The sequence below is a fragment of the Avibacterium gallinarum genome (assembly GCF_002921135.1).
GTDB lineage: Bacteria > Pseudomonadota > Gammaproteobacteria > Enterobacterales > Pasteurellaceae > Avibacterium > Avibacterium gallinarum.
In genome coordinates this window covers 1-1,163 of record NZ_PQVJ01000059.1, presented here as the reverse complement: position 1 = coordinate 1,163, position 1,163 = coordinate 1, and the positions used below count along the sequence as shown (strand labels likewise).

Annotated in this window: 1 pseudogene; it reads left to right on the top strand. The window is 40.9% G+C overall.

Annotated elements, in window-relative coordinates:
• Positions 1-1,126: pseudogene (locus C3007_RS10910) on the top strand (IS3 family transposase); the annotation flags it as partial.
• Positions 1,127-1,163: the final 37 nt, after the last annotated feature.

The window sequence follows — 1,163 nt, the reverse complement described above, 5'->3', positions numbered from 1 at the left end:
AGGTTATTCAAGCTATCAAAAAAGGCCAGTGCTCCGCTGAAGCCGCCTGCTTTCGCTTTGATATCCCCAGTTCAGGGATAATTAGTCAATGGTTGCAACGCTTTGAAAAACAAGGTATAGATGGGTTATTACTCAAACCTAAAGGTCGTCCAAGTATGAAACTCAACTCACCTAAAATGCCACCAACGCCCAAAACAGAAGAAGAACGCTTGCGTTACCGAATTTTGGAATTAGAAGCGGAGAATGCAATTCTAAAAAAGTTGCAGGAACTCAACCAACAAAAAATGCAGAAAAAGCCGTCATCGTAAATGCCTTACGCTCGCGTTTCCCGTTGGAATTGTTACTCAGGCTAATCGGATTGGCACGCAGTTCGTTCTTTTATCATCTCAAGCCAAAGTCGGATAAAAATGTAGCGATTTCACAGAAAATAGAGGAAATTTATCGCAAAAATGACGAAAATTATGGTTATCGTCGAATTACCTTGGAATTAAGGAAATACTTGATTATCAACCACAAAAGGGTGCTAGCGATAATGCAACGTTTGGGGTTAAAAGGAAAAAGTAAGCAGAAAAAATATCGTTCTTACCAAGGCAAAGTGGGACAAATTGCCGATAATCTGTTGCAACGGGATTTTACGGCAACGATGCCGAATGAGAAGTGGGTAACGGATATCACCGAGTTCAAATGTGCGGAAGGCAAAGTGTATTTATCGCCGATTAAAGACTTGTTTAATAACGAAATTATTGCTTATGATGTGGCGAGAAGTCCGAATTTTGAGCAGATAACCAGAATGTTGACCCAGGCGGTGAACCGATTAGCGGGGGAAAAACCGATACTGCATTCCGACCAAGGATGGCAGTATCAAATGATGGGTTATCGGGAGGTATTGAAAAAACACGGTATGACGCAAAGTATGTCGAGAAAAGGCAATTGCCTTGATAATGGTGCGATGGAAAGCTTTTTCGGGCGATTGAAGACGGAATGTTACTTTGGCAAGCGGTTTGAAACCTTTGAACAGCTTGAAAAAGTGATTCACGAGTACATTCATTACTACAATAATGAGCGTATTCAAGTGAAGCTCAAAGGACTAAGCCCTGTGGAATACAGAACTCAGTCCTTGAATTAAATTAGAATATAGTCTAACTTTTTGGGGGCAGATCAAA